Here is a 23,293-nt window from a genome sequence, read left to right on the forward strand (position 1 = left end):
TTCGTCACGGGGCAGCATGAGGGCGCGCACCTATTTCATCGGCAGCGAGATCTACCGCGCTTCCCGCTATGGCCGGCGCCACCCGCTCGCCATTCCGCGCGTCTCCACGGTGATGGACCTGGCGCGGGCGCTGCACTGGCTGCCCGAGGAAGCCTATCTCGACAGCCCGACAGCCACGGTCGGCGAACTCTGCCGCTTTCACGACCCGGCCTATGTCGCCGCGGTGCAGCGCGCCGAGCGGGAGCAGCGCGCCGACGCGGAGCTGCGCGAACGATACAATATCGGGCGGCTGGAGAACCCGGTCTTCGGCGAGGTCTTCCGCCGGCCGGCCACCGCCGCCGGGGCGAGCCTGCTGGCGGCGGAGCTGATCGCCGGCGACCGCGCCGACCGGGTATACACCCCGGCCGGCGGCACCCATCACGGCCGTCCCGACCGGGCGTCGGGCTTCTGCTTCTTCAACGATCCGGTGCTGTGTATCCTCAGGCTGAAGGACCGGGGCGTGAAGCGCATCGCCTATGTCGACCTCGACGCCCATCACTGCGACGGGGTCGAGGATGCGCTGCACGCCGATCCGTCGGTGCTGACGGTCTCCCTGCACGAACACGGGCGCTGGCCGCATGACGCCGCGATCGAGCAGCGCCACGATGCGACCACGGTCAATCTCGCCCTGCCGCGTGGCGCCGGAGACGCCGCGTTCCGCGCCGCGTTCGAGACCGGCGCCCTGCCCCGCGTGCGGGCGTTCGATCCGCAGGTTGTGATCGTCCAGGCGGGCGCCGACGCGCTGGCCGACGATCCGCTGAGTCGCCTCGAGCTCTCCAACCGGGCCTTGTGGCGCGCGGTCCGGCAACTGGATCGTGCCGCGGAAAAGATGATCGTGCTGGGCGGCGGCGGCTACAATCCCTGGTCCGTCGCCCGCTGCTGGACCGGCATCTGGGGCGTGATCGCCGGCTATGCCCGGCCGAGCCGCCTGCCCGAAGGCGCAGAGGCCGTGCTGCGCGGGCTGAGCTGGCGGCGCGCGGCCGGGCGCAATCCGCCGGAGCACTGGTTCACGACGCTGGCCGATCCGCTGCCTGCCGACGGCCCCCGACCGAAGGAGACCGCCCTTGCGTAGATTTCTGGCCGTGCTGTTCGTCGTGTTCGCCTTCGGGGCGGTGGCCGACGAGTATCGCTCGCCGCTCATCGTGCAGACCGTCAGCGGCGACCGGCACCTGATGGTGGAGGTCGCCGACAGCGCCCGCGAACGCAGCCGCGGGCTGATGTTCCGTCCGATGCTGGAAGACGCGCATGGCATGCTGTTCGACTTCGGCAAGCCGCAGCATGTCAGCTTCTGGATGAAGAACACGCTGATCCCGCTGGACCTGATCTTCATCGACGAGAGCGGGGAGATCACCCATATCCATCCCCAGGCGCGGCCGCACGATGAAACCGCGATCCCGTCGAAGGGCGAGATCCTGGCCGTGCTGGAGATCAATGGCGGCCTCGCCCGTCAGCTCGAGATCCAGGTCGGAGACACGGTGCGTCACGAGGTCTTCGGCAATCTCGACTGACCGTGGCGCTTGCGCCGCCCCGGGGGCTCGGCTATCTGGAAGCTGTCTGTGTCCGGGGCGTAGCGCAGTCTGGTAGCGCACCGGTTTTGGGTACCGGAGGTCGTTGGTTCGAATCCAATCGCCCCGACCAGGCGGGCATTCGAAGGGCATGACGATGAGCGCACGCATTTTCAAACCGACCAAGACCGCGATGCAGTCCGGCCGGGCCAACACGAAGAACTGGCGGCTGGAGTTCCGGGCCGACACCGCCCGCCATCCCGACCCGCTGATGGGCTGGACGTCGCTCGCCGATACCCAGAGCCAGGTGCGCCTGGACTTCGACACCAGGGAAGAGGCGGTCGCCTACGCCGAGAAGCACGGCATCGACGCCCAGGTCTTCGAGCCGCGGGAGCGCAAGATGAAGCTCCGCGCCTACGCCGACAACTTCGCCTACAACCGGGTTCTCTAGGAAGCGAAACGGGCGCGCGGGGGTTGGCATGGCCGGCCCGCGCGCCGGCTGAACCGGGCAAGGACGCCGTGGCGATGACGGCCCTCAGGCCGCCGTCAGCAGTGCCTCGGAGAGCCGTTCCGCCAGCGCCAGCAGCATGGCGTCGCCGTCGCGCGGGCCGATGAGCGAGAGCCCGACCGGCGCGCCGTCCGACAGCCCCGCCGGGATCGTCACCTGCGGCAGGCCGGCATGGCCGGCCAGCGCGGTCAGCGCGATGATGCGGTAGCGGAAGTCGTCCAGCAGCACCGGGTCCCAGCCGCGCACCGGCGCGGGGCCCGGCGCGGTCGGCGCCAGCAGCACCCCGTCGCTGCCCAGCAGGTCCGTCATGGTCCGCCGCACCCTGTCGCGGACGGGCCGGGCCTCGGCGATCTCCGCCTCGGTGATGCTTTCGGCCATCCGGAAGCGGTCGCGCACGCCGGGCCCGAATTCCGGCCGCACCGCCGTCACCCAGCCGCCGTGGACGCGCCAGATCTCCGCCGCCTGCAGGATGCGGAAGGCCTCCTTCCACGCCTCCGGGTCGAAGCCCGTGTCGGCCTTCGCCGGAACGACGCCCGCCCCGCCCAGCATGCCCACCGCGGCTTCCAGCGCGGCCGCGGTCTCGTCGTCGCACAGCCGGAACAGCGCCGGGTCGATCAGCCAGCGCGGCTGCGGCGCTTCGGGCGTCTTCTGGTCCAGCAGCACCCGGCCGACCCGCGCCAGCATCGCCGCGTCGCGTGCGAACCAGCCGCAGGTGTCGTAGCTCGGCGCCAGCGGCATGCAGCCGGCCAGGCTGATGCGCCCGTGGGTGGTGCGGATGCCGAACAGCCCGCAATAGGCCGCCGGCACGCGCACCGAGCCGCCGGTGTCGGAGCCGATGGCGAAGTCGGTCAGCCCTGCCGCCGTCACCGAGGCCGAGCCCGAGGACGAACCGCCGGGAATCCGGTCAAGCGCGGCCGGGTTCACCGGCGTGCCGTAGTGATGGTTCTCGCCGTTCAGGCTGTAGGCCAGCTCGTCGGTGTGGGTGACGCCGGCGAGCGCCGCGCCCGCGCCCAGCAGCGCCTGGAGGACCGGCGCGTCGGCCGCCGCCGGTTCGTGCGTCCGCGCCCAGTCGGGGTTGCCGCAGCCGGCGGTCCGGCCCCGGATGTCGTAGAGATCCTTCAGCCCGAAGCTCAGTCCGTCCAGCGCCCCGGCGCCCATCGCCGGCCGTTCCAGGCGCTCGATGAAGCCCTCGACCGGCCCGGCGCTCACTCGGCCGCCACCGTGGCCCGCGGCAGCCTCAGCAGGCAGTCGTCCGGCGCCGTCTCGATCGCCGTGAAGTCGCGGTGCGCGATCCATTCCGGCCGCTTGAACTCGCGGATGTGGTTGTCGACGTGGCAGAGCGAGAGATAGACGATGGTCCGCCCCCACGGCCCGATGTTCGGGCTGCTGGCGTGGACGATGTTGGAATGGAACATCAGCACCGAGCCCGCCTTGCCCTTGGCGGAGAAGATGCCGTGCGCGCCCGCCAGCCGGGTGATGGTTTCCCTGTCCAGGGTCCAGAGCGGGTAGGAGGTGGTTTTCAGGTCGTGGCCGGCCTCCAGCACGCCTTCCCTGTGGCTGCCCGGAATGATCCAGAGCGGGCCGTTGAACTCGGTCACGTCGTCCAGGAACAGCGCGATGTTCATGGCGCGCGGTTCCGGCATGCCGTCGTCGCGCGCCCAGGTGCCGTAGTCCTGGTGCCACTGCCAGACGTCGCCGTCGAAGGCCGCCTTGGCGTTGATCTTGTACTGGTGGATGTAGACGTCGCCGCCGAGCAGCTGCCGGACCGGCTCGACCAGCCGGGGATGGCGGCCGATCAGGTCGAAGGGCTCGGAATAGCGGTGCGCGGCGAAGGCGGTGCGCACGGCGCCGGTGCTCTCGCGCCAGACCTCCTCGCGCTCCAGCCCGTAGATGCGCGGCAGGTCGGCGGTGACGGCGTCCATCTCGTCCGCCGAGAAGACGCCGGGCAGCATCAGATAGCCCAGCTCGTCGAATTGCCTCAGCTGATCGTCGGTGAGTTTCATCGCGCGCCTCCCCGGGAGTTCATTGCGGCGACTATAGCAGGCGGCGGGAGGCGGGGGGAGGGCGTACCGGTTGGCGCGCGAGGGATGGCATGGCTGGCTCGCGCGCCTTCTGAATCTTTGCCGGTCGGCGCGCGAGGGATGGCATGGCCGGCTCGTGCGCCATCTGAATGCTACCCGCTACGGCGCGCCGGCCGGCCCCGCCATCCCCGTCGCGCCTGCGCCCGGGCGCGTCGATTTCCCCCGCGCGGGGCCGCGCGTGAATCGCTATAGTCCGGCCCGGAGCGCCCTTAGCTCAGCTGGATAGAGCACGAGCCTTCTAAGCTTGGGGTCGCAGGTTCGAGTCCTGCAGGGCGCACCATTTCTATTTTTTGCCCACGTGATCCCCCCAAACCCTTATTGGAAGCGCAAAAGCGGCGGTTCGAACTTTCCAAGTTCAGCAACCGTCAGATCGGCACGCAAGTGCGTCTGTTAAGTGCGCCTGGAGACTATTCGCCACGCCGAAGGCGCTGGTTTCTGGCGGACCTTGCCGTTTGCCACACCGGTTCAAAGATCACGAATGATGTTTGCTCTCCCGCCGTCCGGCGCAGAGACGTTTGGATGCCTTGCGTGTGCGAAGGGCAAAATCCATAGTTCAATAGGTATTGATTCTACCATCTACAGCTTATAGTATTAGAATTCAGGATTTCCTCAAAGGGCGAGATTCATGAAAATCAAACAAATTAAAATCCTGAATTTTCGATCTATAAAAGATCAGGTAATAAACTGTGGTGACCAGACCATTTTTATCGGCGCAAATGGTGTTGGCAAGTCTACTGTTCTAAAAGCGCTTCAGGCATTTTTCGAAATTAGTTTTCGTCCGGCTGTAGAGGATTTTTTTGCACACAATACAGAGTGGCCGATAGAAATTACCATCGTATTTAATAATTTTAGTGAAGACGAAGCGGAGGATTTTAAATCTAGAATTTATAATGATGAAATGGTAGTCACAAGAGTATTCGGCGGTGATCAAAGCAATAACGGAAACTATTATGGGATGATGAAAGGAAATCCTGCATTTCAATCGATAAGAAATGCTGCGAATGCGACAGAAGCGAAGGCGAAATACACTGAAATCCAGGGATCTGGTGTTGATTTGCCAAAATGGACTAAGCAAGGGGATGTAGAGGAGCATTTAACATTTTGGGAAGCGGGTCATCCAGATGATTGCGAATTTATCAGGGACGGGGGTCAATTTTTTGGCTTTAAAAGTGTAGGGGGCGGGAAGCTTCAAAAGGCGACAAATTTCATACTTATTGAAGCAGTCCGTGACGTCTCTGAAGACGCGAACGATCAAAAATCCTCCGCTATCGGTCAATTGATGGATTTGATCGTTCGCTCTGCGATGGCGCAAAACGAGAAGATCGCAGCCTACCAAGACGAAGTCAATCGGCAATATTCTGCATTAACGAGTCCAGAAAATTTTCCTCAACTTGGTTCGCTGCAAACTGCGCTTACGACCTCGCTGCGCACTTATTATCAGGGTGTTGGCGTTATTTTGGATTGGAGAGAAGGCGCGGGAATTAATCTGCCCCCGCCACAAGCAGAAATTAAGTTTGAAGAAGAAAAATTTCAATTTCCTGTAGCCAAAGCCGGAAATGGTATCCAGCGCGCATTTATAATTTCTCTCTTACACCAATTGCTGGTCGTTAAATCGAATAGCGACGACGGTTCAAAAAATAGCGAGAATGGGGCAGATTCCGGTGAGGGCATTGAGGAAAAGAATTTTATGGAAAATCTTCCATCTGTAATCTTGGCAATTGAGGAGCCTGAGCTTTATCAGCATCCAACAAAACAGTGGCATTTTGCTCAGGTTTTGAAAAAATTGTCAACCAAAGGTTTTCAGGAAATCTTTGGTGATGTTCAGGTATTATTCTGCACACATTCTCCGAGTTTCGTAGATCTTTCTGAATTTCACAACACACGTATCGTTGCTAAAGTAGGTGGTGAGGGCCTTCCTGCGAAAGAGTCGATATTCAGAGAGGCGTCTCTGCAAGATGTTTCGTATGCGCTGACGCATGCATGGGATATACCGGAAGAAAATTGTACGGATAAGAGTACAAAGGCCCGATTGCATATTTTTGGAACCGAGTTGTCAGAAGGTTTTTTCGCCGACGGGGTTATATTGGTAGAGGGTGCAACCGATAAAGCGGCGTTCGACACAATTGGCAAACGGATAGGCATCAATTTCGCGGAAAGAAATATTTCGGTTCTGCCCGTTAATGAAAAAAATAACTTGGATAAGCCATTTATGGTTTTTAAATCGTTAGATATTCCAGTGTATCCAATTTGGGATTCGGACGGAAATTGTGCAGAAGGAGATAGAGGAAAGGCAATAAAGGCCAATAAGGGTTTGCAGAAAATGCTTGGCGTACCTGATGGGGAAGTCGCTGAATTTCCTGAGGGCGTGCACGAAAAATATGCTTGTTTCGCGAATGAAATCAGCGAACAGTTAAAAAATGATTTTGGTCAAGAACAATTTTTGGAAGCTTATAATGAGGCAATGGATGAATTTTCACTGACGGCAAAGCAAGCTCGTAAGAATCCATATGTCACGACTGCCATTATAACAAAGTTGTACGATCAAGGGCGAACAGCGGGGATGTTAGAGGCGATAATTCAAGCTGCCATAAATCACATCGAGAATGGGACGCCAACGTCGGCAGCTACCGTCGCTGCCGAGTGATGGATCACCAGCAACGCTCTCTTAGGCTTGGGGATGCAATGGGCATCTGCAACGGCCCCTTTGTCGTCGCGCGAGTAGCGCGGCGAGAAGCTGATGCTGTGTTACAGCACAGAGGTTGCGGTGCGCCTTAGGACACATATTCGGGCTCTCTGGTTGCCGCAGTTGGCTCGTCCTCGGGCATGGCGCTCGAAACGGTGGTTTCGGGGCAGCACCGGCAACCGGCCGCGGAGCGGCGAAGCCGCCACGTGCAGGCGGCTGGCGCGGCCGATCGGGCCGCCAAGGTCGGGCCTTTGAATTTGGGTGCGCTCCCCGCACACTCCGGGGCAGGGAGGGCCACGCCATGACTGGGAAACCCATCGCCGTGATCGTCGGCGCGACGACCAAGTGGCGCCGCGACGGGCACATGACCAAGCTGATCCACGGCCACGAGGTCGACGATTCCGCGCTGCCGGAATCCGCGCGCTTCGGCGTCGGCGGGGCGGTGGCGCAGAAGTTCGCCGCCGGGGGCTGCCACGTGATCCTCACCACCCGCACCGCGGCCAACGCCGACGGCCTGGCGGAGACCATCCGCGGCCAGGGCGGGACGGTCTCGGTGGTGGAGATGGACCTCTCCCGCGACGCGAGCATCGCCAGCGCCTTCGCGCGCATCCGCGCCGAATGGGGCGACCCGGAGATCCTGATCTACAACGCCGGCTATCCGGACGGGCGCGAACTGCCGAAGGAGATGGAACTGCTGGAGAACATGCCCACGGCCATCTTCGACACGGCCATGGCCGTCTCCTGCCGCGGCCCGTTCCTGGTGGCGAAGGAGGTGCTGCCGGCCATGCGGAAGCGGGGGCGGGGCAGCTTCTTCTTCTCCAACAACGCCGCCTCGCTGCGCGGGCGCAAGCGCCACACCGGCGAGAGCCTCTACTATCCGCGCGTGATGATGCGCACGCTCGCCCAGGTGCTGACCGAGGAATATTCCGAACACGGCGTCCACGTCGCCAACGTGGTCATCGACGGGCTGATCGATTCGCCCGGCACCCGCGCCCTGCCCAAGGCGCGCGACAATCCCGACATCGTCATCAATCCGGCGAAGATCGCCGAGGCCTTCTGGTATCTGCACGGCCAGGACCGGTCCTGCTGGAGCCACGAGATCCAGCTGACGCCCTTCCCGCAGAAGCCGAGCTTCTGAATGGAGATCGTCGACGCGCAGATCCACATCTGGGGCAGCGGCCTGCCGGTCAACGACGCCCACTGGCAGGTGACCCGCTTCGACGCGGAACAGGCCGTGGCGCTGATGGACGAGGCGGGCGTGGACGCCGCCGTCATCCACCCGCCGGGCTGGGATCCCGGCTCCTGCGACATGGCGGCGCGGGCCATCGCGGACCATCCGGGCCGCTTCGCCATGATGCAGACGTTGAAGCTGGACGATCCGGCGACGCCGGCGAAGATCGCCGCCGTGCGCGACGCGCCTGGCGTGCTCGGGCTGCGCTACGTCTTCATGGGCGAGGATGCGGTCGCGGCGATGCGGGAGGACCGCCATGGCTGGCTCTGGCGGGCGGCGGAAGAAGCCGGCGTGCCGGTCGCGGTGCTGGCGACCGATACGCTGGCCGAGTTCGGCGCGGTGGCGGCGCGTCACCCCGGTCTGAAGCTCACCATCGACCATCTGGGCGGGCGCGGCGGCTTCACCAGGCTGAAGGACCACGCGGCGATGGAACACATGCCGCAATTGCTGGAACTCGCGCGCCATCCCAATGTCGCGGTCAAGGCGACCGGCGCGCCGGGCTATTCGGGCGAGGCCTATCCCTTCCCGATCATGCAGGACTATCTGCGCCGGATCTTCGACGCCTTCGGGCCGGCGCGCATGTTCTGGGGCACGGACATCTCCAAGATGCCGTGCTCCTGGCGGGAATGCGTGACGCTGTTCACCCGGGAGATGGACTGGCTGAAGGGCGCTGACCTGGAACTGGTCATGGGCGCCGCGTTCCGGCGCTGGTGGAACTGGCCCGGCGAAGGCTGAACATCCGCGACTATGCGTCCGGGTTCCGCAGGGTTAACCTTGCCGGCGACACCTGTTGCCGAACCGTGAGGGGGAACCATGAACGATTTCGCGGCGCTCGCCGACACAGCGCTGGCTGCCGATCCGGCCGCCGTCGTCACCGATCTGATCTTCGGCCGCTGGCGCAGCCAGATACTCCACGCCGGTGTCCGGCTGGGCGTTTTCGATGCTCTGGGCGATGATGCCCGGGGCGCCGAAACGGTCGCCGCGGAGCGTTCGCTTGACCCGGCGCTGACCTATCGGCTGCTGCGCGCGCTGGGCGCGATCGGTCTGCTCGCCGAAGACGCAGCGGGGCGTTTCCGTCTCACCGAGGCCGGGCGGCTGCTGCAAGCGGACCATCCCCAGAGCCTGCGGGGCGTGACCCTGCTGGAGGAGGGGCCGGAGCACTACACCATCTGGCGCCATCTGCCCGACATGGTGCGCGAGGGGCGCCAGAACGCCTTCCATCGCGAGTTCGGCCGCCACGCCTTCGAGCACGCCGGCGTCGATCCGGCCTACGAGCAGGTCTTCGACGCGGCGATGACCAGCTATTCGGGCCTTCAGTCGGGTCTGGTGCTGGAGGCGCTGGCGCAATACGACTTCTCAGGGTGCGAAACCATCTGCGACGTCGGCGGCGGCCGCGGCCACATGCTCTGCAGCCTGCTGGCGGCCCATCCGCACCTGCAGGGCATGGTGCTGGAGCGTTCCGACGTGATCGCCGAGACCGGCAAGCTCTGGGCCGAGCCCATGGGCGTGGCCGGTCGCTGCGAGTTCGTGGCCGGCGACATGTTCCACGGGGCGCCGCCGGCGGACGTCTACACCATGAAGATGATCCTGCACGACTGGGACGACGACGAATGCGTCCGGATCCTGAGCGCGCTGGCAAGGACCGCGCCCGCCGACGGGCGGCTGCTGGTCATGGAACACGTGGTGCCCGGCCCGTCGGAGCCCCATTTCGCCAAGCTGTTCGACATCCACATGATGTGCTGGGGCACGGGCCGGGAACGGACGGCCGAGGAGTATCAGGCGCTGATGGAGCGGGCCGGCTGGCGGCCCGCAGGGGTCCACTATCCCGCGTCGCGCATGATGGGCGTCGTCGAGGGCCGGCGCGTCTGAAGCCCGGCCGCCGCTTCAGGCGGCGAGCTGTCCCCTGGTGCGGACCTTCAGGAACAGCCAGGTCGCCTGGAAGGCGAGGTCGCCCAGCCGTCCGTGCGGCGGCAGACCGGCGGCCTTCAGGATCAGCTTGACCGCCTTGCCCAGGTGATCGCGCCGGTAACAGCCCAGCGCCGTGCGCGCGTAGGCCCGGCCCGCCTCGGAGCGGTCATATGCCTCCTCGGGCGGCATGTTGGCGCAGTAATATGCGAAGGAAAGCTCGTCGTCCTCCGCCTCCAGGAAGCGCGTGGCCGCGATCCAGGCCCGGCGCGGACGGCCCAGGTGCTCGCGCTCCTGATAGCGCTGGAAATAGTCCTGGAACATCCGGTAGTGGCGGATCTCGTCCTTCGAGATGCGATTGCAGATGTCCTTCAGCACGGGCTCCTCGGTGGCGTCGCGCAGCGCGGCGTAGAATGAACTCGTGCCCGCCTCGACGACGCAGCGGGCGACCATCTCGCCGGCCCGGGAGCCGCGCACCGACGCCTCGGCGTCGACGGGAATGCGATAGCCCTCGGTGAAGCGGCGGAAGGCAGTCTCGAAGTCGAAGTCCGGATCCGCCATCTCCGCCCAGCGTCCCAGCACGATGCCGTGCTGGTGCTCCTCGTGGCCCCATTGCTCGGCGGCGGCGCGGAACTCCGGATCGTCGGAGATGACCCGCTTCAGATAGGCGACGTAGTCGGCTGAATTGCGTTCGACCAGGCTGGCGGCGCGGATCACCGCCAATATGTCGGAATCCACCCGGGAAGGGTCGAACTGCTCCCAGGCGATGTCGTCGGGCGACCAGTGGCCGTTTTTGTTCAACATTCTTGGCCCCTATTGTTTCACAACCTCACGCGCCGCCGGCCTTGTCGGCCGGTTCTGGCGGCACAGCGCGCGTGCGGATGGTTTCATAGGGCGATAACCCCACCTGCACATGCGATCCGCTCTGATATGGTTATTGTGCCACGAAATCGAAGGCCTCGCGAGAGGCGCGGCCGAGCCGGCACGGCGCGCTTGCGCGTCCCGCGTGCCTTTGCAATGGTCCCGGCAGGGCGGTTCCGCGCGGCGGGCGCCCGCGTTGCATTCCAGGAGAACCGAACCGATGGACGAGCTTCCCGACGAGCAGGTGCAGGGCCAGTTGTCCCAGGCCGCCGAGATCGTGACGCGGCACCTGGACGCGGCGCTGGAGGAATGCACCGAGGCCGGACTCGGCCGGGAGGTCTTCTCGGCGGCGGTGATGGCCACGCTCATGCAGGCCATGCAGACCAGTCTCGGCACCGCGGCTTCCGACGCGCTCCGGGACATGCTCCAGATGATGGCCGCCGGCGGGGACCGTCAGAACTGAAACCGGAAATGCCGCCGGGCGCATGGTTCCGCGGCCTGGGCGGATATGCCGCCGGGCCGTCCGTGACGGTTCGTTGACAGCCCAAAACCGCCCAACTATTGTGCGCCGCACCATCCCGGGGGGTTGCGCCTTCGCCGCGGATGGTTTTTTTAGCTCCGGGCGGGACGACAAGACACCCAAGAATGTCTCGCGCCGTAATTACCGTGGGATGCACCCTGGAGATGTCGGGAGATGAAGGTACTCGTCGCTGTCAAGCGCGTCGTTGACTACAACGTCAAGGTGCGCGTGAAGGCCGATCAGAGCGGGGTAGAACTCGCCAACGTCAAGATGTCCATGAACCCCTTCGACGAAATCGCCGTCGAGGAAGCGGTCCGTCTGAAGGAGGCCGGCACGGCGGAGGAGGTCGTCGCGGTCTCCATCGGCGTGCAGCAGGCCCAGGAGACGATCCGCACCGCGCTGGCCATGGGCGCGGACCGGGGCATCCTGGTGAAGTCGGACGACGAGGTGCAGCCGCTCGCGGTGGCCAAGATCCTGAAGGCGCTGGTGGACGAGGAGAAGCCCGACCTGGTGATTCTCGGCAAGCAGGCGATCGACGACGACAGCAACCAGACCGGTCAGATGCTGGCCGCGCTGCTGGGCTGGGCGCAGGGCACCTTCGCCTCCAAGGTCAAGATCGAGGGCGGCGAGGCCGAGGTCACCCGCGAGGTCGACGGCGGCCTGCAGACCATCAAGCTGAAGATGCCGATGATCGTGACCACCGACCTGCGGCTCAACGAGCCGCGCTACGCCAGCCTGCCGAACATCATGAAGGCGAAGAAGAAGCCGATCGACACGAAGACGCCCGAGGACCTGGGTATCGACATCGCGCCGCGGCTGAAGACGCTGAAGGTCAACGAGCCGGCGAAGCGCCAGGGCGGCGTCAAGGTGGAGAGCATCGACGAGCTGGTCGACAAGCTGAAGAACGAAGCGGGGGTGATCTGATGGCTGTTCTCGTTATTGCCGAACACGACAACAACGAACTCAACCCGGCCACCCTGGCCACGGTCACCGCCGCGAAAGCGATGGACAACGACGTCACCGTGCTGGTCATGGGCCACAATGCGGGCGGCGTCGCCGAAGCCGCGGCCAAGGTCGCGGGCGTCGGCAAGGTGCTGCACGCCGACGACGCCGGGCTGGAGCATTCGCTGGCCGAGAACCGGGCGGCGCTGATCGTCAGCCTGGCCGGCGACTACGGCCACATCGTCGCGCCGTCGACCACCTCCGGCAAGAACATCCTGCCGCGGGTCGCCGCGCTGCTGGACGTCCAGCAGATCTCCGACATCGTCGAGGTCGAAAGCGCCGATACCTTCGTGCGGCCGATCTACGCCGGCAACGCCATGGCGACCGTGCAGTCCTCCGACGGGATCAAGGTCATCACCGTGCGCACCACCACCTTCGCCAAGGCGGAGGCCGAAGGCGGATCGGCCAGCGTCGAGCAGATCGCGGCCGCCGAGGATCCGGGCCTGTCATCCTTCGTCGGCGAGCGCCTCTCGGAATCCGATCGCCCGGACCTCGCCACGGCCAAGATCGTCGTGTCCGGCGGCCGCGGCATGCAGAACGGCGAGAATTTCGAGATGCTCTACAAGGTGGCCGACAAGCTGGGCGCCGCCGTGGGCGCCAGCCGCGCCGCGGTCGACGCCGGCTTCGTGCCGAACGACATGCAGGTCGGCCAGACCGGCAAGGTCGTCGCGCCCGAGCTCTACATCGCCGTCGGTATCTCCGGTGCGATCCAGCATCTGGCGGGCATGAAGGACTCCAAGGTCATCGTCGCCATCAACAAGGACGAGGAAGCCCCGATCTTCCAGGTCGCCGACTACGGCCTCGTGGCGGACCTCTTCCAGGCGGTGCCGGAGCTCGAATCGAAGCTTTGACCGGTCGCCGCATCCCGTCCGCAAGTGGGAAAGTCTGAAGAATGAGCGATACCGCCTCAATCCGTTCGATCGGCATCATCGGCGCCGGTCAGATGGGCAACGGCATCGCGCACGTGTGTGCGCTCGCCGGCTACGACGTCATACTCAACGACATTGACCAGGGGCGGTTGGATGCGGCGCTGAAAACCATCGAGGGCAATCTGGCCCGCCAGGCCGCGCGCAACAAGATCTCCGACGTCGACCGGGCCGACACCCTGGCCCGGATCCGGCCGACGCTGGAACTAGCCGAGGTCGGCAAGGCCGACCTGGTGATCGAAGCGGCGACCGAGGACGAGGCGCTCAAGAAGAGCATCTTCCAGAAGTTGACCGAGCATCTGGGGCCGGAGACGCTGATTGCCTCCAACACCTCCTCGATCTCGATCACGCGGCTGGCCTCGATCACCGACCGGCCCGAGCGGTTCATGGGCATGCACTTCATGAACCCGGTGCCGATGATGAAGCTGGTGGAGCTGATCCGCGGCATCGCCACCGAGGACACGACCTTCAATGCGGTCCGCGAGGTCGTGAAGAACCTCGGCAAGACCTCGACGGCGGCGGAGGACTTTCCGGCCTTCATCGTCAACCGCATCCTGCTGCCGATGATCAACGAGGCGGTCTACACCCTCTATGAGGGCGTTGGCTCGGTCGATGCGATCGATACGGCGATGAAGCTGGGGGCGAACCATCCGATGGGGCCGCTGGAACTGGCGGATTTCATCGGCCTGGATACCTGCCTGTCGGTCATGCAGGTGCTCTATGACGGCCTGGCGGACACCAAGTACCGCCCGTGCCCGCTGCTGGTGAAGTATGTCGAGGCCGGCTGGCTGGGCCGCAAGGCCAACCGCGGCTTCTACGACTATCGCGGCGACGTCCCCGTCCCGACGCGCTGACCCCACATGTCCAGGTGGCTGGCCCAGAGCCGGTAGCCTTCCCGTCGCAGACGGCCGGCCAGCGCGCGCCGCGTCGCGGCGTCCAGGTGGGCGTGCTCGAACTGCAGCAGCGACGGTCTGAGGCCGGCTTCCAGGGCCATGGCCATGATCTCGGCGTCGAAGCCTTCGGTGTCGACCAGCAGCACGTCCGCGTCCCTCATGCCGGCGGTCGCCATCGCCTGCCGGATCGTCGTTACCGGGACCGGCGTTTCCGTGATCAGCTGATCCAGCTCGGCGTCGGCAATCGCCGGGCAGGCATTGCGGAACGCGTTTTCCAGATGGGCGCGTGAGAACGATGCCAGCCCGTCCGAGATCTTCCTGCCCAGCCGTTCGCTCGCCGCCGCCATGTCCGTCGAATAGATCGCCCGTTCGCCCGGCTCCCGGTCGATGGCGGCGTTCAGACAGGTGACATGCGGCGCCTCAGCGTAACGCGCGGCGAGCCGCTCGAAGGCCGATTGCTGCGGTTCGATCAGCAGCGCCCTGGAGACGCGTTCCGGCCGGTGCAGGATCATCTCGCCCAGCGGGTCGTTGGACGATCCGTCATTGGCGCCGACCTGGACGATGGCGACCGGCTGTGTCGCCGCCAGCTCGGTCACAAGATCCGGGAAGCTGCGGTGACGGCGCAGCAACTGGCGCAGATAGACGCCGGGATTGCGCTTCAGCGCCTTGGTCGAGAAGCGGATGCCGAGGCGGCGTTTCAGGCGGCGGATCATCGGCCCGGCCGTTCCTCCGGATCGTCCCAGTAGTCGGCGATCCAGGGCGCGGGCCGTGTGCGGCGGTGCAGGCGCCTGGCGTCATAGCCTGTCAGGGCCTCGTCCGGATCGGGCCGGCCATGGAAGACGAGAATTTTCGTCTCCGCCGGCATCTTCGGCGCCTGCACCAGGTTGAGCGGGAAGGGCGGAATCGCGTGGCGCTTGAAGCTGCGGACCCACGTCTCCGGCCACCAGTGCTTCTCGCCCAGCCCGTAGGTCAGATAGGTCTGCGGCGGCCTGAAGTTGGCCATCGCCCATTCGGCCTCGGCGTAGAACTTGTCGACGATGAACTGCGTCGTGCCGGCGCGCCAGCGGAACACCGACGAATTGCCGACATCCGGGCGCCTCTTGAAGACGTGATGGCCCAGCACCCAGTTGTGGATGATGCAGCGCTTGCCCGGCATGTAGTCGAAGAAGCAGTCGATATTGTCGACGATCAGCAGGTCCAGATCGAGGAACATGCAATCGCCCTGCATGTCCGCCAGCCCGTCCATGAACAGCCCCAGCTTCAGCCAGGTCGTGCGCTGGTGGCTTTCGGGCAGCTCGATCGGTGGCAGCGGATGCGCCTCGACCTCGGGCCTGAGCCCCGCCCCGTCGTCGGTGAAGCACAGGAAGCGGAAGGGCCGGTCCAGGTTGCGCCGGACCGCGCCGTAGAGCCGGTTGACGAAGTCGGGACCGTAGCGGTCGCCCCATTTCAGGGTGCAGATATTGACCGGCGGGGCGTCCGGATCGGAGGACATGAAGGCACTATCCGTCTCGGGTGAAACTGTCGCCTGCGGCATAGCCCAACGGTGCCTTGCCGGTCACCCCAAAAGTGCCTCGGCGCGCGTCAGATCCTCGGGGCGGTTGACGTTGAAGAACGGGTCCGACGGTGTCGCCGGCCACTCGACCAGGGCGACGCGGTGTTCGGCGGTGAAGCGGTCGATCTTGCGGATGTCCCGCGCCGTCAGCGCCTCCCGAAGGGACTCGCGCAGGTCCATCCGCCAGAGCGCCGCCACCGGGTGATGGCGGCCGCCGCTGGCGCAGACGGCAACCGCCGCCGCTTCGTCGGTCAATGCCGCGCCCAGACGCGCGGCCATGTCGTCGGGCAGGAACGGCGCGTCGGTGGGCGCGGAAAGCAGGAGGCTCCCTTCGGGATGCGCCCCGGCGGCCCAGTCCATGCCGGCCAGGATGCCGGCCAGCGGCCCCGCAAAACCGGGCACCGTGTCGGCGACCAGCGGCAGTCCGAAGCGCTCATAGGCGGCCATTTCCGCATTCACGTTGAGCGCCAGCGCCGCGACCTGTGGCGTCAGCCGGGCGATCGCGTGCGCGACCAGCGGGCGTCTGCCCAGCTCCAGCAACGCCTTCTGACCGCCGCCCATCCGCCGCGCCAGCCCGCCCGCCAGGATAACGCCGACGGGTTTCACCGGGCGCCCTTGCGGGTCAGCTTATCGGGTTCGTCGGCCACCGCGTCCGGATCGCCGTCGAAGACGATCCGCTCCTCGCCGGCGAGGCAGACGAACCGCTTTCCCTTCGCCCGCCCGATGAGGGTCAGGCCCGCGCGCCGGGCCAGCTCCACGCCCGAAGCGGTGAAGCCGGAGCGCGAGATCAGGATCGGGATTTCCATCTGCACGGTCTTGATGACCATCTCCGAGGTCAGCCGTCCCGTTGTGTAGAACAGCTTGCCGGCCGGCCCGACGCCGTTGAGGCGCATGTAGCCGGCGATCTTGTCGACGGCATTGTGGCGGCCGACGTCCTCCATGTAGATCAGCGGCCGGTCCCGTTCGCAGAGCACGCAGCCGTGGATCGCGCCCGCCTGCAGGTAGAGCGACGGCGTGGTGTTGATCGATTTCGTCAGGGCGTAGAGCCACGAGGTGCGCAGTTCGGCATCGGCCGGCAGGCGCACCTTGTCGAACTTCTCCATGACGTCGCCGAAGGCGGTGCCCTGGGCGCAGCCGGAGGTCAATGTCCGCTTCTTCAGCTTGAACTCGAAATCGGTGCGGCGCGCGGTACGGACGAAGATGTGGCCCTTGTCGTCGTCGACCTCGAGACTGCGGATCTCGTCGTCGGGCTTCAGCATGTTCTGGTTCAGCAGGTAGCCGACGGCCAGACAGTCGGGATAGTCGCCGATCGTCATCATGGTGACGATCTCCTGGCCGTTGAGGAACAGCGTCAGCGCCCGCTCCACGGTCACGTCCTGCTCCACCGGCTGGCCGGTATGGTCGAGCCCGCCCATGCGCCGGGTCAGGCGCGGGTCCGCGGGATCGGGACGGACGAGATATGCGGGCGTTTCCGGCATTTCCCGAATGTGGCGTGTTCCTGCCCGCTCGGCCAGCCTTGACCGCCACGGGGGGCGGTGATTTGCTCCGACGCCCGTTGCATGGAGGGGGAGCGAATGGCCGGAGTTGTGATCGTCACCGGCGGCAGCCGCGGGATCGGCGCCGAGATCTGCCGGCTGGCCGGCAAGGCCGGCTATTCGGTGTGCGTCAACTACCGGAGCGACCGCGAGGCCGCCCAGAACGTGGCAGAGCTGGTCGAGGCGGCCGGCGGCAAGGCCATCATCTGCGGCGCAGATGTGGCGCAGGAGGCGGACGTGAAATCCATGTTCCGCCTGGTCGACCAGGAACTCGGCACTATCACCGCGCTGGTCAACAACGCCGGCATCGTCGGCAAGGTCGGCAAGGTCGAGGAACTGGACGCCGAGCGCATAAACCGCATGCTGGCCGTCAACGTGACCGGCGCCTTCCTCTGTGTCCGCGAGGCCGTGCTGCGCATGTCGACCGCCCATGACGGCAAGGGCGGCGTGATCGTCAACATGTCGTCAGCCGCCGCCCGTCTCGGCTCGCCGGGTGAGTTCATCGACTACGCCGCCTCCAAGGGCGCGATGGATTCCATGACCATCGGCATGGCGAAGGAACTGGGCGATCAGGGGATTCGCGTGAATGCGATCCGGCCCGGACTGATCGATACCGAGATTCATGCCAGCGCCGGCGCGGCGGACCGGGTGGAACGGTTCAGGGACAGCGTGCCGATGAAACGCGCCGGCAGCGCCGAGGAGGTGGCGAAGGCCGCGCTCTGGCTGATGTCGGAGGATTCGTCCTATGTGAACGGTGCGCTGGTGGACGTGGCGGGAGGACGCTGATGATCATCGACCGGGCCGAACTGGCGCGGCAACTCGCCGACATCACCGAGGAGGCCGGGCGGCTCATCCTCGACATCTACAACTCCGAATTCGAAACCCGCTCCAAGGACGACAGTTCGCCCGTCACCGACGCCGACGAGAAGGCGGAGGCGCTGATCCTGGAGCGGCTGGCGGCGCTGGGGACCGGCATTCCCGTGGTCGCCGAGGAAGCCGTTGCCGCCGGCGAGGTGCCGGATATCGCCGGAGGGCGCTTCTTCCTGGTCGATCCGCTGGACGGCACGAAGGAGTTCATCAACCGCAATGGCGAATTCACGGTCAACATCGCCCTGATCGAGCAGTCCGAGCCGGTGGCGGGCGCGGTGCACCTGCCGGCGCTGGGCCAGACCTACTGGGGCGCCTGGCCGGGCGCGGCCTGGCGGCGCGCGGTGGGCGGCGAGCCTGAGCCGATCACGGTGCGGCCCGCCGATCATGACGGTTTCGTCGTGGTCGCCAGCCGCTCCCACCGCGACCAGGCGACAGACGACTATCTGAAGGACGTGCCGGTGCTTGAACTGGTCTCCGCCGGCTCCTCGCTGAAGCTCTGCCGGGTGGCCGAGGGCCAGGCCGACATGTATCCCCGGCTCGGCCGCACCATGGAATGGGACATCGCCGCGGGCCACGCCGTTCTGATGGCCGCGGGCGGCAAGATCCAGGTCATCGCGGGCGGCGACGTGCCCGGCGATGTCGGCCAGCCGCTGCGCTACGGCAAACCCGGTTTCGAGAATCCGTATTTCGTGGCAAGGGGCGGGTGACGGCACAGGCGGGCTGGGGATGGTCGGGCCGGCCAGCCCGCCGTCCTCAATGATCCGTTGACTACCCCGTCATGCCCGCCTCCTGAAAGGGGTCAGGGGCAGGCTTGGGCATGAATCCGTCCAAAGAAGAGCGACGATGCAGCTCGTTCAGATCTGAGCCAGTCCCTGCTCCAGGTCGGCGATGATGTCATCGACGGTCTCGATGCCGACCGAGAGACGCACCACGTCCGGGCCGGCGCCGGCGGCTTCCTGCTGTTCCTCGGTAAGCTGGCGGTGCGTGGTCGACGCCGGGTGCAGGATCAGGCTCCGCGTGTCGCCGATATTGGCGAGGTGGGAGAGGATGTTGACGCTCTCCACCAGCTTCACGCCGGCCTCGAATCCGCCCTTGAGCCCGAAGGTGAACAGCGGCGGCGCGCCGTTGGGCAGGTACTTCTTCTGCAGGGCATGATAGCGGCTGCCGGGCAGGCCGGCGAAGCTGACCCAGGACACCTTGTCGTGGCCGGCGAGATATTCGGCCACCTTGATCGCGTTCCGGCCGTGGCGCTCCATCCGCAGCGGCAGAGTCTCGATGCCCGTGAGCAGCAGGAAGGCGTTGAACGGGCTGAGCGCGGGGCCGAGATCGCGCAGCGCCACCGCGCGGCCATAGGCGGTCAGCGCGAAGCGGCCGAAGGTCTCGTAGAAGTTGAGCCCGTGATAGGCCTCGCAGGGCGCGGCAATGGCGGGGAATTTTCCGCTCGCCGACCAGTCGAAATCGCCGCTTTCGACGATCACGCCGCCCACGGAATTGCCGTGGCCGCCCAGATATTTGGTCGCCGAGTGCACGACCACGTCCGCGCCCCACTCGATCGGACGGCAGCCCCAGGGCGTGGCGCAGGTGTTGTCCACGATCAGGGGCAGGCCTGCATCATGGGCGATCTTCGCGAAGGCCTCGATATCGGCGATGACGCCGCCCGGGTTCGACGCGCTCTCGATGAAGATCGCCTTCGTCCTCTCGTTGATCAGCGGTTTGAAGCTGTCCGGATCGTCGGGGTCGGCGAAGTGGCAGGTCCAGCCCATCTTCTTGAAGCTGACCCCGAACTGGGTGATGGAGCCGCCATAGAGCTTGGTCGAGGCGATGAACTCGTCGCCCGGCTCCATGAGCGCGAACATCAGCACCATCTGCGCCGCGTGGCCCGAAGCGACGGCGAGGCCGGCCGCGCCGCCCTCAAGCGTCGCCACCCGTTCCTCCAGCACCGAGACGGTGGGGTTGGTCAGCCGGGAGTAGATATTGCCGAAGGTCTGCAGGTTGAACAGGCTCGCCGCCTGGTCGACGTCCTCGAAGACGTAGGAGGTCGTCTGGTAGATCGGCGTCACGCGTGCGCCCGTCGTCGGATCCGGCGCTGCGCCCGCGTGGATCGCAATGGTCTCGAAGCCGTAGTCGCTCTTCTGTCCGCTCATGCCGTCCCTCCCCCGATTGCCGACGCCCGGAGCATGGCGGGGCAGGGGGCAAAGCGCAATGCGGCGGGTTCGAACGGGTTTGCCAGACGGCAATTATACTGCGTGGCAAGAAACGCCCCGGCTACCCGATATCGGCGTCGGAATAGGTGTGCAGCGCGTTGTTGAAGCGCGAGAACAGGTTGGCGAGGCCGATCACCTGGGTGAGCGCCACCACGCCGTCATTGCCGAGCCCGGCATGCAGTTCCGCCAACAGGTCCGCCGGCGCCTTGCCGGGCTTCGAGGCGACGTGCTCCGCGAAGCGCAGCACGGCCTTCTCGAGATCGCTGAAGACGCCGCTGTCGGCGGAACGGTCGATGTTCTCGATCTTCGCTTGCTCGACGCCCACGTCGCGCGCAGCCGCCGCGTGGTTGGCGACGCAGAGCCTGCAGCCGGCAAGCTGCGCCGTGCGGAGATAGGCGAGCTCGCGGATCTTCGGGTCCAGCGGGCCGTTGTAGATGACCTCCTTCGCGTAGGTCGCGAAGGCCTCCAGAGCCTTCGGCTGGGCGGCCATGAAGGCGAAGGAGACGGGCACCTTTGCCCAGTCCCTGCGGAGGCGATCGAGGACGGCGCGCGCCTCCGGCTCCGCGTTGCGCAGGCTGACGGGTTCGACGATGCGGTCCTGTTTCATGGCGGTTTCCTCCCCTTGGCCCGCCGCGATGGCGCCGCGGGTTACACCCGCCGGCTCCGCCTCGACGAGATGACGCCGGTGTTGACGCCCATCCAGCCGATCTCGCCCGAGAGGCGGCCGTACTCGATCTTCGGACAGCGGTTCTGGATCACGGTGAGCCCGGCGGCGCGGGCCTTCTCCGCCGCGCCGTCATGGCGCACGCCGAGCTGCAGCCAGAGCGTCTTCGCGCCGATGCCGATGGCGTCGTCGGCGATGGGCGGGATGGCGTCGGAGTTGCGGAAGCAGTCGACCATGTCGATTTCACAGCCGATCCCGGCCAGCGAGGCCACGGCCTTCTCGCCCAGGATCTCGTTGCCGGCCGCAGCCTCCTTCGGGTTCACCGGGATGACACGGTAGCCCTTCGCCTGCAGGTACTTCATGGCGAAATAGCTGGGCCGGTTCCAGTTGGCCGAGGCGCCGACCATGGCGATGGTCTTCGTCTCGCGCAGGACGCGGCGGATCTCGTCGTCGGCGTAGATCTCGTCCGGCGGCGCGGGGGCTGCGGTATCGGCCATGGCCTCAGCGGTCCTCCCACTTGGGCTGGCGCTTGTCGATGAACGCCTGGATGCCCTCGGCGGCGTCGCGCGCGGCCATGTTCTCCACCATGGTGATCGAGGCGTGGTCATAGGCGCTCTTCAGGTCCGGCTGTTCCAGCTGGTCGTAGAAGGCGCGCTTGCCGACCTTCAGCGTGTAGGAGGACTTGGAGGCGATCTTGCCCGCCATCTCCATCACCGCCTCGTCCAGCTTCCCGGCAGGGACGGCGCGGTTGATCAGGCCGAAGCGGACGGCATCGTCGGCGTCCATCATCTCCCCGGTCAGCAGCATTTCCATGGCGTGCTTGCGCGAGACGTTGCGCGACAGCGCCACCATCGGCGTGTGGCAGAACAGGCCGATATTGACGCCAGGCGTCGCGAAGCGCGCGCCGTCCTCGGCGATGGCCAGGTCGCAGCTGGCCACCAGCTGGCAGCCGGCGGCGGTGGCGATGCCGTGCACGCGCGCGATCACCGGCTTCGGATGATGGACGATCGTCTGCATCATGTTGGAGCAGGCGCCGACCAGCTCCTTGATGAACGGCTCGTTGTTCTGGTTGCCGCGCACCTCGCGCAGGTCGTGGCCGGCGCAGAAGCCGCGGCCGGCGCCGGCGATGACGATGACGCGCACCGACGGGTCGTCGGCCATGCGGTCCAGCTCCTCCTGCAGCCGCGCGATCAGCGGGCGCGACAGGCTGTTGAAGGCGTTGGGGCGGTTGAGGGTGATCCAGGCGATCCCGTCGCGGTCCTCCCGCAGCAGGATGTCCTCGTTCGGGGTCGCGGCCTCGGCGGCTGCACTCATCGGATTCCTCCCAGATCCAGCGTGAACTTGCTCTGCCCCCGATAATAGGGCGGACGGACGCAATTTCACAGTGTCCGTCTGTGATGGAGCCATGCGCCCGGTTCAGCCCAGCCGCCGCGCCGGTTGCGCCGCCGGGCGCTGCAGCCTATTCGATGGCCAACGCGCCCCGGAGGACAGCCGATGACCGAACCCCGTCTGCATGTGGACGCCGATCTGGGCGCCGGCGCGGCGGTCGACCTGCCGAAGCACCAGGCGCACTATCTCCGCAATGTCATGCGGCTGGGCGCGGGCGCGGCGGTGAAGCTGTTCAACGGCCGCGACGGCGAGTGGCGCGCGGCGGTCGACCGGGTCTCGAAGAACAGCATGACGCTGACCGTGGGCGAGCAACTGCGGCCGCAGGCGGCGGAACCCGACCTCTGGCTGCTCTTCGCGCCGATCAAGGGCCGCCGCATCGATGCTATCGCCGAGAAGGCGTCCGAGCTTGGCTGCGCCGAGATTCGGCCCGTGCTGACCGAGCGGACGGTGGTCGCCCGCGTCAATGTCGAACGGCTGCAGGCCAACGCCGTGGAGGCGGCCGAGCAGTGCGAGCGGCTGACCCTGCCGGTCGTGCGCGAGCCCGAGCCTCTCGGCGACGCGATCGCCCGCTGGCCGGCGGACCGGCGGCTGCTCTATGCCGACGAGCGCGCCGGCGCCGCGCCGATAGCGCGTGCGCTGGCGGCGGCTGAGCCGGGCGGCAGATGGGCGGTGCTGATCGGGCCGGAAGGCGGCTTCGCCCCTGCGGAGCAGGACCTGGTCCGGGCCCTGCCGCAGGCGCTGCCGGTCAGCCTGGGGCCGCGGCTGCTGCGCGCCGACACGGCCTGCTTTGCCGCGCTCGCGCTCTGGCAGGCGCATCTCGGCGACTGGCGCGACGGCGACGGCGGCCAGAGCGACGATGCGCCCTGATTCCTTTTTTCACGAATCCGCCCTAGGTTCGGCGAACCTGGGGAGCCAAGACGGAGCC

The 23,293-nt window shown here is 66.0% G+C and carries 25 protein-coding genes and 2 tRNA genes; 16 read left to right on the top strand and 11 right to left on the bottom strand.

All coding sequences use genetic code 11. The features are described 5' to 3' along the window. Window positions 1–16 precede the first annotated feature (16 nt). From CWC60_RS22345 to CWC60_RS22360, 4 genes are all read left to right on the top strand, one after another. Window positions 17–1,111, top strand: coding sequence for an acetoin utilization protein AcuC (locus CWC60_RS22345; RefSeq protein WP_109796132.1), 1,095 nt, complete (start codon window positions 17–19; stop codon window positions 1,109–1,111). Further along, a complete protein-coding gene (locus tag CWC60_RS22350; protein WP_206420095.1) occupies window positions 1,104–1,547 on the top strand; it encodes a DUF192 domain-containing protein in 444 nt (147 codons plus the stop codon). Before CWC60_RS22345 ends, CWC60_RS22350 begins: the two co-directional genes overlap by 8 nt. Before the next feature lie 53 nt (window positions 1,548–1,600). After that, window positions 1,601–1,677, top strand: a tRNA-Pro gene (locus CWC60_RS22355). Window positions 1,678–1,701: 24 nt separating this feature from the next. Beyond that, window positions 1,702–1,995, top strand: coding sequence for an ETC complex I subunit (locus CWC60_RS22360; protein WP_109796277.1), 294 nt, complete (start codon window positions 1,702–1,704; stop codon window positions 1,993–1,995). 84 nt (window positions 1,996–2,079) lie between these two features. Here CWC60_RS22360 and CWC60_RS22365 read toward each other — a convergent pair whose 3' ends face one another. Both CWC60_RS22365 and CWC60_RS22370 read right to left on the bottom strand, forming a co-directional pair. Continuing rightward, window positions 2,080–3,261 (bottom strand): amidase, encoded by a 1,182-nt coding sequence (locus CWC60_RS22365; RefSeq protein ID WP_206420096.1) that lies wholly within the window; start codon window positions 3,259–3,261, stop codon window positions 2,080–2,082. Further along, the gene (locus CWC60_RS22370; protein WP_109796133.1) at window positions 3,258–4,055 is read right to left on the bottom strand and encodes a phytanoyl-CoA dioxygenase family protein; all 798 of its coding nucleotides are present in this window, start codon (window positions 4,053–4,055) and stop codon (window positions 3,258–3,260) included. The genes CWC60_RS22365 and CWC60_RS22370 overlap by 4 nt, the downstream gene beginning before the upstream one ends. A 281-nt stretch (window positions 4,056–4,336) precedes the next feature. Between CWC60_RS22370 and CWC60_RS22375 the strand changes: the two genes are divergently transcribed. From CWC60_RS22375 to CWC60_RS22395, 5 genes are all read left to right on the top strand, one after another. Continuing rightward, a tRNA-Arg gene (locus CWC60_RS22375) sits at window positions 4,337–4,413 on the top strand. Between the two features lie 345 nt (window positions 4,414–4,758). Beyond that, window positions 4,759–6,777: an ATP-dependent nuclease gene (locus CWC60_RS22380; protein WP_109796134.1), complete on the top strand. Its 2,019-nt coding sequence runs from the start codon at window positions 4,759–4,761 to the stop codon at window positions 6,775–6,777. 340 nt (window positions 6,778–7,117) lie between these two features. Continuing rightward, the gene (locus CWC60_RS22385) at window positions 7,118–7,954 is read left to right on the top strand and encodes an SDR family oxidoreductase (RefSeq protein ID WP_109796135.1); all 837 of its coding nucleotides are present in this window, start codon (window positions 7,118–7,120) and stop codon (window positions 7,952–7,954) included. Beyond that, window positions 7,955–8,782, top strand: a complete 828-nt coding sequence (locus CWC60_RS22390) for an amidohydrolase family protein (RefSeq protein WP_109796136.1) — start codon at window positions 7,955–7,957, stop codon at window positions 8,780–8,782. 78 nt (window positions 8,783–8,860) lie between these two features. Further along, on the top strand, window positions 8,861–9,916 hold the full coding sequence (locus tag CWC60_RS22395; protein ID WP_109796137.1) for a methyltransferase: 1,056 nt from the start codon (window positions 8,861–8,863) through the stop codon (window positions 9,914–9,916). A gap of 15 nt (window positions 9,917–9,931) precedes the next feature. Here the strand turns inward: CWC60_RS22395 and CWC60_RS22400 are convergent, their stop codons facing one another. Further along, the gene (locus tag CWC60_RS22400; protein ID WP_109796138.1) at window positions 9,932–10,756 is read right to left on the bottom strand and encodes a ferritin-like domain-containing protein; all 825 of its coding nucleotides are present in this window, start codon (window positions 10,754–10,756) and stop codon (window positions 9,932–9,934) included. A 277-nt stretch (window positions 10,757–11,033) separates the two neighbouring features. On the opposite strand from CWC60_RS22400, the gene CWC60_RS22405 reads away from it, so the two are divergent. The 4 genes from CWC60_RS22405 to CWC60_RS22420 all read left to right on the top strand — a co-directional run bounded on the left by CWC60_RS22405 (window position 11,034) and on the right by CWC60_RS22420 (window position 14,115). Beyond that, window positions 11,034–11,276: a hypothetical protein gene (locus CWC60_RS22405; protein ID WP_109796139.1), complete on the top strand. Its 243-nt coding sequence runs from the start codon at window positions 11,034–11,036 to the stop codon at window positions 11,274–11,276. A gap of 231 nt (window positions 11,277–11,507) precedes the next feature. Further along, entirely contained in the window at window positions 11,508–12,257 is a 750-nt protein-coding gene (locus CWC60_RS22410; RefSeq protein WP_109796140.1) for an electron transfer flavoprotein subunit beta/FixA family protein, read from the top strand. Further along, the gene (locus tag CWC60_RS22415; protein ID WP_109796141.1) at window positions 12,257–13,186 is read left to right on the top strand and encodes an electron transfer flavoprotein subunit alpha/FixB family protein; all 930 of its coding nucleotides are present in this window, start codon (window positions 12,257–12,259) and stop codon (window positions 13,184–13,186) included. Before CWC60_RS22410 ends, CWC60_RS22415 begins: the two co-directional genes overlap by 1 nt. A gap of 41 nt (window positions 13,187–13,227) precedes the next feature. Beyond that, window positions 13,228–14,115 (top strand): 3-hydroxybutyryl-CoA dehydrogenase, encoded by an 888-nt coding sequence (locus CWC60_RS22420; RefSeq protein ID WP_109796142.1) that lies wholly within the window; start codon window positions 13,228–13,230, stop codon window positions 14,113–14,115. Here the strand turns inward: CWC60_RS22420 and CWC60_RS22425 are convergent. The 4 genes from CWC60_RS22425 to fdhD all read right to left on the bottom strand — a co-directional run bounded on the left by CWC60_RS22425 (window position 14,082) and on the right by fdhD (window position 17,184). Beyond that, window positions 14,082–14,867: an FkbM family methyltransferase gene (locus CWC60_RS22425; protein WP_109796143.1), complete on the bottom strand. Its 786-nt coding sequence runs from the start codon at window positions 14,865–14,867 to the stop codon at window positions 14,082–14,084. The genes CWC60_RS22420 and CWC60_RS22425 overlap by 34 nt on opposite strands. Beyond that, window positions 14,864–15,646, bottom strand: a complete 783-nt coding sequence (locus CWC60_RS22430; RefSeq protein ID WP_109796144.1) for a glycosyl transferase — start codon at window positions 15,644–15,646, stop codon at window positions 14,864–14,866. Before CWC60_RS22430 ends, CWC60_RS22425 begins: the two co-directional genes overlap by 4 nt. Before the next feature lie 63 nt (window positions 15,647–15,709). Beyond that, window positions 15,710–16,312, bottom strand: a complete 603-nt coding sequence (gene mobA / locus CWC60_RS22435) for a molybdenum cofactor guanylyltransferase MobA (protein WP_206420097.1) — start codon at window positions 16,310–16,312, stop codon at window positions 15,710–15,712. Beyond that, entirely contained in the window at window positions 16,309–17,184 is an 876-nt protein-coding gene (fdhD, locus tag CWC60_RS22440; RefSeq protein WP_109796146.1) for a formate dehydrogenase accessory sulfurtransferase FdhD, read from the bottom strand. The genes mobA and fdhD overlap by 4 nt, the downstream gene beginning before the upstream one ends. 96 nt (window positions 17,185–17,280) lie before the next feature. On the opposite strand from fdhD, the gene CWC60_RS22445 reads away from it, so the two are divergent. Both CWC60_RS22445 and cysQ read left to right on the top strand, forming a co-directional pair. After that, entirely contained in the window at window positions 17,281–18,027 is a 747-nt protein-coding gene (locus CWC60_RS22445) for an SDR family oxidoreductase (RefSeq protein WP_109796147.1), read from the top strand. Further along, the gene (gene cysQ / locus CWC60_RS22450; RefSeq protein ID WP_109796148.1) at window positions 18,027–18,818 is read left to right on the top strand and encodes a 3'(2'),5'-bisphosphate nucleotidase CysQ; all 792 of its coding nucleotides are present in this window, start codon (window positions 18,027–18,029) and stop codon (window positions 18,816–18,818) included. The genes CWC60_RS22445 and cysQ overlap by 1 nt, the downstream gene beginning before the upstream one ends. Before the next feature lie 147 nt (window positions 18,819–18,965). Here the strand turns inward: cysQ and CWC60_RS22455 are convergent, their stop codons facing one another. The 4 genes from CWC60_RS22455 to CWC60_RS22470 all read right to left on the bottom strand — a co-directional run bounded on the left by CWC60_RS22455 (window position 18,966) and on the right by CWC60_RS22470 (window position 22,293). Beyond that, entirely contained in the window at window positions 18,966–20,255 is a 1,290-nt protein-coding gene (locus tag CWC60_RS22455; RefSeq protein WP_109796149.1) for an O-acetylhomoserine aminocarboxypropyltransferase, read from the bottom strand. 121 nt (window positions 20,256–20,376) lie between these two features. After that, window positions 20,377–20,922 carry a carboxymuconolactone decarboxylase family protein gene (locus CWC60_RS22460; RefSeq protein ID WP_109796150.1) on the bottom strand — a complete coding sequence of 182 codons (546 nt, stop codon included), beginning with the start codon at window positions 20,920–20,922 and terminating at the stop codon, window positions 20,377–20,379. 41 nt (window positions 20,923–20,963) lie between these two features. Then, window positions 20,964–21,476 carry a CoA-binding protein gene (locus CWC60_RS22465; protein WP_109796151.1) on the bottom strand — a complete coding sequence of 171 codons (513 nt, stop codon included), beginning with the start codon at window positions 21,474–21,476 and terminating at the stop codon, window positions 20,964–20,966. A 4-nt stretch (window positions 21,477–21,480) separates the two neighbouring features. After that, the gene (locus CWC60_RS22470; RefSeq protein WP_109796152.1) at window positions 21,481–22,293 is read right to left on the bottom strand and encodes an enoyl-CoA hydratase; all 813 of its coding nucleotides are present in this window, start codon (window positions 22,291–22,293) and stop codon (window positions 21,481–21,483) included. A 180-nt stretch (window positions 22,294–22,473) separates the two neighbouring features. On the opposite strand from CWC60_RS22470, the gene CWC60_RS22475 reads away from it, so the two are divergent. Beyond that, complete coding sequence (locus tag CWC60_RS22475; RefSeq protein WP_109796153.1) at window positions 22,474–23,235, top strand: 16S rRNA (uracil(1498)-N(3))-methyltransferase; 762 nt, start codon at window positions 22,474–22,476, stop codon at window positions 23,233–23,235. The last annotated feature ends 58 nt before the right edge of the window (window positions 23,236–23,293 follow it).

This window comes from Minwuia thermotolerans (assembly GCF_002924445.1).
Taxonomy (GTDB): Bacteria; Pseudomonadota; Alphaproteobacteria; order Minwuiales; family Minwuiaceae; genus Minwuia; species Minwuia thermotolerans.

Excerpts from the sequence above, each read along its gene's own strand:
- CWC60_RS22345 (WP_109796132.1), top strand. The coding sequence starts at position 17 with ATGAGGGCGCGCACCTATTTCATCGGCAGCGAGATCTACCGCGCTTCC.
- CWC60_RS22360 (WP_109796277.1), top strand. The coding sequence starts at position 1,702 with ATGAGCGCACGCATTTTCAAACCGACCAAGACCGCGATGCAGTCCGGC.
- CWC60_RS22370 (WP_109796133.1), bottom strand. The coding sequence starts at position 4,055 with ATGAAACTCACCGACGATCAGCTGAGGCAATTCGACGAGCTGGGCTAT.
- CWC60_RS22380 (WP_109796134.1), top strand. The coding sequence starts at position 4,759 with ATGAAAATCAAACAAATTAAAATCCTGAATTTTCGATCTATAAAAGAT.
- CWC60_RS22385 (WP_109796135.1), top strand. The coding sequence starts at position 7,118 with ATGACTGGGAAACCCATCGCCGTGATCGTCGGCGCGACGACCAAGTGG.
- CWC60_RS22390 (WP_109796136.1), top strand. The coding sequence starts at position 7,955 with ATGGAGATCGTCGACGCGCAGATCCACATCTGGGGCAGCGGCCTGCCG.
- CWC60_RS22395 (WP_109796137.1), top strand. The coding sequence starts at position 8,861 with ATGAACGATTTCGCGGCGCTCGCCGACACAGCGCTGGCTGCCGATCCG.
- CWC60_RS22400 (WP_109796138.1), bottom strand. The coding sequence starts at position 10,756 with ATGTTGAACAAAAACGGCCACTGGTCGCCCGACGACATCGCCTGGGAG.
- CWC60_RS22405 (WP_109796139.1), top strand. The coding sequence starts at position 11,034 with ATGGACGAGCTTCCCGACGAGCAGGTGCAGGGCCAGTTGTCCCAGGCC.
- CWC60_RS22410 (WP_109796140.1), top strand. The coding sequence starts at position 11,508 with ATGAAGGTACTCGTCGCTGTCAAGCGCGTCGTTGACTACAACGTCAAG.
- CWC60_RS22415 (WP_109796141.1), top strand. The coding sequence starts at position 12,257 with ATGGCTGTTCTCGTTATTGCCGAACACGACAACAACGAACTCAACCCG.
- CWC60_RS22420 (WP_109796142.1), top strand. The coding sequence starts at position 13,228 with ATGAGCGATACCGCCTCAATCCGTTCGATCGGCATCATCGGCGCCGGT.
- CWC60_RS22425 (WP_109796143.1), bottom strand. The coding sequence starts at position 14,867 with ATGATCCGCCGCCTGAAACGCCGCCTCGGCATCCGCTTCTCGACCAAG.
- CWC60_RS22430 (WP_109796144.1), bottom strand. The coding sequence starts at position 15,646 with ATGTCCTCCGATCCGGACGCCCCGCCGGTCAATATCTGCACCCTGAAA.
- fdhD (WP_109796146.1), bottom strand. The coding sequence starts at position 17,184 with ATGCCGGAAACGCCCGCATATCTCGTCCGTCCCGATCCCGCGGACCCG.
- CWC60_RS22445 (WP_109796147.1), top strand. The coding sequence starts at position 17,281 with ATGGCCGGAGTTGTGATCGTCACCGGCGGCAGCCGCGGGATCGGCGCC.
- cysQ (WP_109796148.1), top strand. The coding sequence starts at position 18,027 with ATGATCATCGACCGGGCCGAACTGGCGCGGCAACTCGCCGACATCACC.
- CWC60_RS22455 (WP_109796149.1), bottom strand. The coding sequence starts at position 20,255 with ATGAGCGGACAGAAGAGCGACTACGGCTTCGAGACCATTGCGATCCAC.
- CWC60_RS22460 (WP_109796150.1), bottom strand. The coding sequence starts at position 20,922 with ATGAAACAGGACCGCATCGTCGAACCCGTCAGCCTGCGCAACGCGGAG.
- CWC60_RS22465 (WP_109796151.1), bottom strand. The coding sequence starts at position 21,476 with ATGGCCGATACCGCAGCCCCCGCGCCGCCGGACGAGATCTACGCCGAC.
- CWC60_RS22470 (WP_109796152.1), bottom strand. The coding sequence starts at position 22,293 with ATGAGTGCAGCCGCCGAGGCCGCGACCCCGAACGAGGACATCCTGCTG.
- CWC60_RS22475 (WP_109796153.1), top strand. The coding sequence starts at position 22,474 with ATGACCGAACCCCGTCTGCATGTGGACGCCGATCTGGGCGCCGGCGCG.